This is a genomic window from Staphylococcus coagulans, assembly GCF_002901995.1.
Taxonomy (GTDB): Bacteria; Bacillota; Bacilli; order Staphylococcales; family Staphylococcaceae; genus Staphylococcus; species Staphylococcus coagulans.
This window is the reverse complement of sequence record NZ_PPQN01000023.1, coordinates 44,080-53,019: the sequence shown is the minus strand read 5'-3', so window position 1 is coordinate 53,019 and position 8,940 is coordinate 44,080. Positions and strand designations below refer to the sequence as shown.

The 8,940-nt window shown below is 35.2% G+C and carries 9 protein-coding genes; 3 read left to right on the top strand and 6 right to left on the bottom strand.

Features of this window, described 5'->3' with window-relative positions; translation table 11 throughout:
• The first annotated feature begins 395 nt into the window (after positions 1–395).
• The gene (ssuE, locus tag CD118_RS06355) at positions 396–935 is read left to right on the top strand and encodes an NADPH-dependent FMN reductase (RefSeq protein WP_050345085.1); all 540 of its coding nucleotides are present in this window, start codon (positions 396–398) and stop codon (positions 933–935) included.
• 115 nt (positions 936–1,050) lie between these two features.
• Here ssuE and CD118_RS06350 read toward each other — a convergent pair whose 3' ends face one another.
• Positions 1,051–2,802 carry an SdrD B-like domain-containing protein gene (locus tag CD118_RS06350; RefSeq protein WP_103356416.1) on the bottom strand — a complete coding sequence of 584 codons (1,752 nt, stop codon included), beginning with the start codon at positions 2,800–2,802 and terminating at the stop codon, positions 1,051–1,053.
• A 415-nt stretch (positions 2,803–3,217) separates the two neighbouring features.
• On the opposite strand from CD118_RS06350, the gene CD118_RS06345 reads away from it, so the two are divergent.
• Positions 3,218–3,313, top strand: coding sequence for a YSIRK-type signal peptide-containing protein (locus CD118_RS06345; RefSeq protein WP_103356415.1), 96 nt, complete (start codon positions 3,218–3,220; stop codon positions 3,311–3,313).
• Positions 3,314–3,416: 103 nt separating this feature from the next.
• Entirely contained in the window at positions 3,417–3,533 is a 117-nt protein-coding gene (locus CD118_RS06340; protein ID WP_082165754.1) for an LPXTG cell wall anchor domain-containing protein, read from the top strand.
• A gap of 239 nt (positions 3,534–3,772) precedes the next feature.
• Here CD118_RS06340 and CD118_RS06335 read toward each other — a convergent pair whose 3' ends face one another.
• The 5 genes from CD118_RS06335 to CD118_RS06315 form a co-directional block, all read right to left on the bottom strand.
• The gene (locus CD118_RS06335; protein WP_240621913.1) at positions 3,773–5,314 is read right to left on the bottom strand and encodes an SdrD B-like domain-containing protein; all 1,542 of its coding nucleotides are present in this window, start codon (positions 5,312–5,314) and stop codon (positions 3,773–3,775) included.
• Between the two features lie 730 nt (positions 5,315–6,044).
• A complete protein-coding gene (locus CD118_RS06330) occupies positions 6,045–6,827 on the bottom strand; it encodes an arylamine N-acetyltransferase family protein (RefSeq protein ID WP_103356413.1) in 783 nt (260 codons plus the stop codon).
• 100 nt (positions 6,828–6,927) lie between these two features.
• Complete coding sequence (locus CD118_RS06325) at positions 6,928–7,485, bottom strand: isochorismatase family protein (RefSeq protein ID WP_103356412.1); 558 nt, start codon at positions 7,483–7,485, stop codon at positions 6,928–6,930.
• 14 nt (positions 7,486–7,499) lie between these two features.
• Positions 7,500–8,075: a TetR/AcrR family transcriptional regulator gene (locus tag CD118_RS06320; protein ID WP_103356411.1), complete on the bottom strand. Its 576-nt coding sequence runs from the start codon at positions 8,073–8,075 to the stop codon at positions 7,500–7,502.
• Positions 8,076–8,093: 18 nt separating this feature from the next.
• Complete coding sequence (locus CD118_RS06315) at positions 8,094–8,885, bottom strand: arylamine N-acetyltransferase family protein (protein ID WP_050329804.1); 792 nt, start codon at positions 8,883–8,885, stop codon at positions 8,094–8,096.
• Positions 8,886–8,940 lie beyond the last annotated feature (55 nt).

Genomic DNA, 8,940 nt, shown 5'->3' with positions numbered 1-8,940 from the left:
TATTATGTCATTAATATTGTAATACTTATTAAATTTTAAATTAATATTTGAGACCGCAAATATATTAATGTTATAATGGCTGTTTATAAAATTCAATTTATTTTTTGTTTTAAGTTTTTCTTAATTAAGATTTTAACCTCTTATAAAAATGTATTATTTCATCTTTTTAGAACAGATACTTTTTTTATTCTGCTAATTATGTATTCATTTTCTATTTTCTCTTAATGTTAATCTTTCAAATTTCATGAATGCTTGAAAAAATTCTACAGTTTATATTTCAAATGAGTATGACTTAAGGCCATACTTTGAGGATGTTATACTAATGTTATAAATCGTTGTTAATATAAAATTTTCGCGAGTAAGTCTTTGTGAAATTAAATAAAGGGGGATTTAAAATGTCAAAAGTAACCATTATTGCAGGTGGGCATAAGGTGGCATCTCGATTGACAGGTGTCATTGACTATACAGAGCAGTTTCTTAATCAAAGAGGAATAGAGACAGAGGTCATTCAAGTGCATCAATTAGATGCTAAAGCATTAATCACAGCTGATTTTACAAGTGAATCGGTTACTGTAACCCATCAATCAATCGAAAACTCAGACGGTATCGTCATCGTCTCGCCAGTATTTAAAGCAGCTTATTCAGGGATTTTGAAAACATATTTAGATTTATTACCACGTGGTGCTTTTACAGGTAAAACCGTTTTACCTCTAGCCGTTGGTGGCTCATTTGCACACACACTTGCGATGCAGTATAGTTTGGATCCTGTCATTAAAGAGTTAGGTGCGGATACAATTCATAAAGGTCGTTTTATTCTTGATCAGCATATTTCTTATGTTGAGGATGGTCATTACGTCTTTGATCAAGAAGCTGAGGCATCATTAAATAAAGTACTTAAAAAATTTGTAAACGATGAATCACACGTGAGTGATTAGATTTCATCCTTTCGCCCGAGCAAGGACGATTGAGATTACAATATCATATACAAAAATGGATGGGTTGAGATGTTTAAATGTCTCAACCCATTTGTGATTTTTGATGTTGATTTAATTATTCTTTATTCGTTCTTTTTGGGCGTCTCACAACAGCAAACAATGCGCCTAAACTGATTAAAAGCATGCCCCACAATGTTGTATCGGCATCTTCCTTACCTGTGTTTGGTAATGTGGATTGTGGATTAACTTTTTTATCAGTTTTTTCTGTTTCACTCGGCACTAGCGGTTGTGAAGGAATCACGATTTCTTTATCTCTTGGCTGTTGTATGTTATGTCCGGGTGCTTCTGGTAATGCAGGTATAAGCTCTTTCGGTTTTGCTGAGTCATCTGGTGATTTTGGTAAAGATGGCACTAATTCTTTTGGCATTTTTGGTTGCTCTGGTGCCTGTTCTTTTGGATCCATTGGCTTTTCTGGTGCTTTCGGTGTCGGTTGCTCTGGTTTCTCTGGTTGTTTTGGCATTTCTGGTTTTTCCGGAATAGGCGCTTTAGGTTCCATTGGCTTTTCTGGTACTTTTGGTGCTGGTTTTTCTGGATGTTCTGGTTGTTTTGGTTGTTCAGGTGCTTTAGGTTCTTCCGGCTTTTTCGGTTCCTCTGGCGCAGGTGGTGCTGGATGCGTTCTGAAGAAACCACTATCAATTGTTAAATTATCACCATCTTTGATATCAACAACTGAACTTATGTAATTAGAATCTAAATCTTGTGTGACATTCGGTGCACGGTCAATCGTTGGTTCGTATCCTTTTGGTGTTTCAAAAAGTACTGAATATCTTCCATTCTTAATATGATTGAAAACGTAGTGACCTTGCACATCTGTTACTGTACGTCCGACTTCTTCTTCTTTGTCATTTAAAATGATAACAGTTACACCAGCAATGCCTGGTTCGCCTACATCTTGTTTACCATTTTTATTGATATCTTCCCATACAAAATCGCCTATTTTGTATGTTTTTTCAGCTTCGTTCGTATTTTTGATTAATCCAAAATCAACAGTCAAATCATCTTTATCGACGATTTCCACGAATGCTAGTCTTCCGTTAGAGTCATTTTCCATTGTTGAAGAAGTAGCATGCGTTACTGTAGGTGTATAGCCTTCAGGTGTGTGGAATTGTATAAAATACGCATCTTTTTTGACACCAGTAAAAATATATTCGCCGTTGCCATTTGTGTGAACGGTTTGTAATAATTGTCGATTCTTGTCTCTCAACTCTACTTTCACATTTGCGACACCTGGCTCACCTGTATCCTGCTTACCGTTTTTATTGACGTCTTGCCAAACTCGATCACCAATACGGAAGTTTTCAGCTTTTTCTACTTCAGGTTTTGAAGAATGCGCTTCTTTTTCATGTGTGTTTGTAGATGGTTGATGTGCAACGACTTGGCTGTTAGATTGAGAAACCACATTGTTATCAACAACTGCATGTTCTTTTTCTGACTCAATTACACGATTTTTAGCTTGATTTTGTGATTGAACTTCATTTGAAGTCGCGTCTGCTTGTTTTTGATCAATTTGTTGTGCTTGTGGCTTTATTTCTGAAACGAATTGTGATGGTGCATCCTTTTCTAATTGTTGAGATGCTACTACTACTTGAGAGTTTTCTTCTACTTTTGATGTATCCGTATTTTCTACAGCGACATGCTGTACCGCTTCTTTCTTTTCGCTTTCAGCTGCTTGTGCATCATTTTGTGCACCAAAAACTAATAGTGCACCTACAATGAGTGACGCTGTGCCTACTGTACTTTTGCGAATACCATATCGGTTGTGTTTACTTTCTAGATGTTTACTTTTGATACGCATTTTGTTTTCCACTGATATCACTGCCTCCTAATAATTAATGGCGAAATTCATTTCATTTAAATAAATATGATTGGTCAATTTAAGAATAATTTTATTTACGATAATTTAATTATACATTCTATTTTTGATATTTCATTAGAATAATAAAAAGTTAAGATTCTTATAATTTGGTGCCATTGAGGAGGCTTGTTTTTGCTCGTTTTTATTGTCATATCAACGAAAATATTAACTTAAAGTTAATAATTACAAAGTGGAATATGATGATAAAAGTGTTAAATTATAATAGACATTTTTATCATATAGATTTATTTTATTAGATTAGGAACATTCTATTTTAAAATGCTATTACATATAAAATGCATATATTTAATACCTATATTGTATTTTGAAATAGGTAAACACCATCATTAAAAGGAGTTTAATAGATATGGAAAAGATTCAATCATTTAGTATTCGAAAGTTCAGCATTGGGGTAGGCTCTATCGTTTTAACAAGCACGTTATTGACGTCAGAGCATGCTTAGCCGATGAAGCACCATTTTTATCATCACAATCAAATGATGTAAGTGAAACAATTCTCAAATAGGTCATTAATCAGCTGAAAAACATTCAAGTGAAACTTCAACAATCAAAGCTTTACCTCAAACAGGTGAAAATGAATCACTTTTCGGTACAACTTTATTAGGAGGATTAAGCATTGCTCTTGGAGGTTATTTGGTTAGCCGCCAAAGAAAGTCAAACTAATTCATTATCAATTAAAAAGTCATTACTAATACCCTATACTTATACTTACACACGGATCTAATCAATACGTTCGCTTAACATGGATGATTCGAATTGAGGACAAGTAAGTGTTCCCCCTCAGTTGAGTCATCTACTGTCATACATCACTTAAAAAACTCACATTAATCTAAATATGAAAAAACCTACTCTTATTTCTTCATCAAAAAACAGGCAACGTTAGTTACCTGCTTTCTCTATATTTATTTTCTTCCCGAACGTTGTCCAATTGTAAAAAGAATACCAATCGCAAGTAATAGTAATCCCCAAAATGATTTCGGTGTCCGTTTCATGCCGGTTTCAGGTAGAGCACTTTTGTGTGGGTGCTTATGATTGTCCTTATGTTGATGACTATCCTTTTGATGTTTATTCTTATGTTTCTCTGCTGTAGACTCTAACTCTTTTACGAATGTACGTGCATCTTTTTCCGAAGGGATCACATACGAATTTTTAGATGATGGTTCTTGTACAGACATATTCATAAGTCTATACGAAACGTGCGCTGTATCTATTTCTTCAGGTGTCACACCCTTGTGAGATTCCGGATTTTTAGTTTTTGAGCTTTCTGTTTGTTGTGGTGTCTCTTGTTCTTGTGGTGTTGGATTCTCTGGTTGTTTGGGCGCTTCTGTTTCTGTTGGACTCTCTGGGTGTTTTGGCACTTCTGATTCTTGTGATGTCGATGCCTTTGGTTTATTAGGCATTTCCCGCTCTTGTGGTGTTGGATTCTCCGGCGTTTGTGGCTTTAGCACTGGTGGAACTTGCTGATTTGGCTTTTCATTTTTGGTATCTGTATTAGATTCAGATAAAGTTGGATCTTTATAGAGCGCAAAATCAAAACTTAAGTCATCTTTATTGTTAATATCCACAAGGTCGATTCGCGTATTCGAGTCATTTTCAGTTGTGGTTCCTCTCGCAAATGCGATTGTCGGTGTATAACCTTTAGGAATGTCAAAAAAGATATAATAACGGCCGTTTGGCATGTCTGTAAATACATAACGACCATTAGAATCTGTATATGTTTCTTTTAATGTCTCTTTATTTTTATCTGTTAATCTTACTTTTACGTTGGCAACGCCCGGCTCACCCTTATCTTGCTTACCATTACGGTTAAGATCTTCCCAAAGTTGATTACCGATTCGGTACGGTTGACCTTGTACAGCGTCATCTCGACTCCCACTTTTATTGATAGCGCTCTTTGCACGCTGACCAATCGGATTAACATTGGTTTTAGACATTTGTGATGCAGTGCGTGCTGAAGGGAAATGATTCGTATATTTTTGTTCAACATCTTGAGGCTGATGTTGTGTCACTAACGAATCAGGCTGGCGCATTTCGGGTTGCCTATGATTCGTTGCTTCGGACATTTGTGGTGCTGATATAGGTGCTTGAAGCACTTGAGATTGAGGCTTTGAGATTTGTGCCTTTTGATTATCACTTGCTTGTTTACCCGACACATCGCCTTGTTTTAGCGATGTTGCTCTGGGTGGGCGTGTTTCCGCATTTGGCAATGTTTGCTTCTGATTTTCTGGTATTGAATCACTATTTTCTTTAGTTTGGTCGCCAGTAGATGCTATTTGTGTTTCACGTTCAACTGGCACGTTGGGCATTTCTGCAGCTTCAGCATCATGTGTATGTAGTCCGAACAATAATATTGAACCCATGCATAATGTTGTCATTGCAAAAGTTTTTCTACCGATATGATTTTGATTGCGTTTATTTGGCCTGTCAAAAAATTTCTCATTCACCAAAATAAACACCTCCCCAATTCCTCATTATTTTTAAATTTGCATTCGTATAATAGTAAAGTATCGCTTCAAACTTCATACTGCCATAGAGAAAACAAATTCAAATTGAAAAGTATTTCAATCTTTTTATATCGATCCTGTTCTTATTAATACTGCTATGACAACGAACAACAAACTTAGACAAAATTATTTTTACTCCTTTAGTATATAATTTTTTCAAAATAAAAAACTAAACAATTTGAGTATGCGGATTATTTTATTATGGTCTTAAAATTTTTTCAATCTTTTATATTTCAGTTTAAAAGTGTATTTCAATTTGTTGTATGATTAAAAATTGTAATTTTATAAGAAAAGCCTTGAACGTTTCAGGTTCTCAGTTCCTCTTTTCAACTGAGAAAGCTTCTCCTTAAATATGCATTTGCCTAATACTTTATAAGTACAACCTATACTTCAAAAGCATAAGATGATATGTATCAACCTTAAATGAAACGCTTCTTAAAATATCCATAGATACCTGTAAAAGCTGAAAATGACAACGATTTTAGCGTTTATTTTTTGAAGTACAACCTATTACATTTACAATCAAATTCATTTTCTACTCAAAATCACCCGTAGATTGTACTGTACATTTGTACAATGAAGCGCAATGTCTCCCCATTTAGTCACGTTAGCAAATGACGTATTAAAAAAAGCCGTCACCTCTTATCTAAGATAGAAGTGACGACATCCTTTATTGTTCTAAGGCTGGAATGGTAGTCTCAATATTAAAGTATTGTTTTAATAACGCTTGATAGTTGATAGGTGTGACATCAATTTGTTGTTTTTGCCCATTGTTGATTATATTGACATGATTTTCTGTCATTGTAATATGACCGTTATCTGTTTTTTTATTAATGAGCAAATGATGTTTAAAATTATATTGTGGATTAAAAACCGTATAATCAAAATCTCTCATAAAATCGATTAAAGCTCGTGGCTCACGCTTAAAATTCAATAGGTCAATCCAATTTTCTTTAGCTTGCTTTGTTGTCTGAACGTAATAACTTTGAGAATCACCATCGTAAATAATACGATAAAAGTCGTCTTCATCTTCAACCACTTCACCAGTCAATGGAATAGGCTGACTCGGAAAATGACCAAATCCGGTATCTGCCAAATAATGCTGATGATCGATAGTAACGATATTTGTTAAATGCGTCGCCCGCTTCTTCCAATCTCGTTTAGGGGGTTTCACATACCCAGCAACCATTATCGTATCAAAGCCTCGTGCTGTCAGATAAGCGTTTGTGACGACATTATTTTCATAACATAAACCGCCACGATATTTTTTTGTAAATTTATCAATATTCGTTTGCACATCTGTTGAAATCGTTCTTCCATTATAAATATCAATCGCTTCAAACGGAATTGTATATAAAAATTTTCGGATATATGATGTTAAATCTTCAAGGGTGTTCCCTTCTTTTTCTGAGGCTGTGAGTCCAATGTGCGATTCCAATGCTTCAAAATTCATTGACAAAACCTCTCTTTATCTCTCATTGATTAGTGCACGAAACAACACTGATTCACCTATCTACAGTCCTATGACATATGAAACACAACTATATGTTTGTTTAAGACAACTGATCCAAAAAAGCTTGGGTTGTCATTGTTTGTCCCATTGTTGGGAACGTATAATTCACAGAAAAATCATGTAGATGTTCAGCAGGTGCTGTCATCATATCTGTTAAAAAGTATTGATTATAACCGTACTGATAAGCGTCTCGTGCTGTTGTATCAACACCCATATGCGTAGAAATGCCTCCAATGACTACCGTATCAATGCCGCGACGTCGTAATTGTAAGTCTAAGTCCGTACCGAAAAAGCCGCTGAAATGTCTTTTCGTTACGACGTAATCTCCTTCACGATAATCCAATTGCTCTGGAAAATCAGAAAAAGTAGGATCAGATTCGTCAGGCAGTTGCACCATCGCATTCGGTTGAAGTTTGTCTTTACCATCGTAAAAAGCCACATGTACAAAAGCAATAAAGCCATTATGCGCACGGAATTGTTCAATCACTTGATTCGCATGGTTCACTACCGATTCAGTTGAATGCGGTGCACCGTCTAAAGCGACAATCCCTTTTTGTATATCTACTAAAATTAACGCTGTTTTTTTAAAGTCTATCATTTAAAAGCCTCCATTTATTTTAAATATATTTTGAGTAATTTCTCTAAATACGCTTCTCTTGTATAACCGCGTGTAAATCGTTCATACATATAAATGTCTGAAGAAAAAGCGTTGAATAACATATCCAACTTCAATTCTATGTTTTCAATATTTCTAGATTTTTCAATCTCTTGTTGTATAATGCGGTACAAGTCACCATAAAAAGGCGCAGCATTTGTCGCATTCGCTTTTAAGCCGTTCTTTTCAATAAAGCTCAGTAATTTTAAATTGCGCTCTTTCAATTCTAAAAAAATGGCTAGTGCACCATAAATCCTTTTATGCAATGGTGCATCTTCATTTTGTGACAAAAAATGTTCAATTTCTATGAACATATCATCGATTTGGTCATCGATCACTGCGCGACACAGCATCGATTTACTATCAAAATGACGATATAATGTCCCTACGCCTACGTTTGCTTCTTTTGCAATCGCCGACATACTGATAGATTTGATATCATCATTTTCGCCAATCATTTTTGTTGCTGTTTCTAATATCATTTTCTCGTTTCTACGTGCGTCTAAACGTTTTGTCGTCTCTTTGCTTGTCATATGCAACACACCTTTGTCTTATTCTTCTGTATCTTGCTCCAAACGTGATACAGTAACGTCTAATCCAAAGTATTTTTTCAAAATTGCTTTGTAATTTTCGGATGTCACATCGTGTTTTTCTTTCTTGCCTTCTTTTGAAATCGTTAAATTTTCGTGAGACATTGTTGCTCTACCGTATGGCTTAGGCATTGTGACAATAAGTCGTTTGACGAATACAGAATTAGGATTGGTTTGATTGTATTCGATGTTGTCAGAAAAATAGTCTAAATCGCGTGCTTGTGGCTCTGCTTCGTATTTCGTTTGCCATTCTTCATCGACCCATTTTTGAACATGAATAGTGTCATCAATATATACTGCACGATAAGTACCTCCAATATCTTCCACAATATCTGAACCGTCATGTGTGACATGAAGGGCATCTGCAGGTAAATCTCCAAAGCCTACATCAGCAACGTAACTTTCACCTTCTATTTCTACAATCAATGACATATGCGTCCCAAATCGACTCCGACCGCCATTAGGTGTATGAATCGTTGCACCTACAAAATGCGTATCAAAGCCTTTTTCTTCGAGATAAGCACCAAAGAATGTATTGTTTTCATAACAATACCCACCACGATTACGCTTGATGAGCTTGTCATACAAATCGTCCAATTCTGTTGAAATACGAACACCATTTTGGACATCCAAATTTTCAAACGGGACATGATACATAAATTGTCGTGTATAGTAATTGAGCGCTTCAACACGACCTTTGAATTGTTTTTGTTCATTGATTTCTAATTTCTTCTCTATATTTTGTATATCCATAATGGCCTCCTTATTTTTTATGCCTCTAATATTAAATGGAATTTGCAAATTTGAC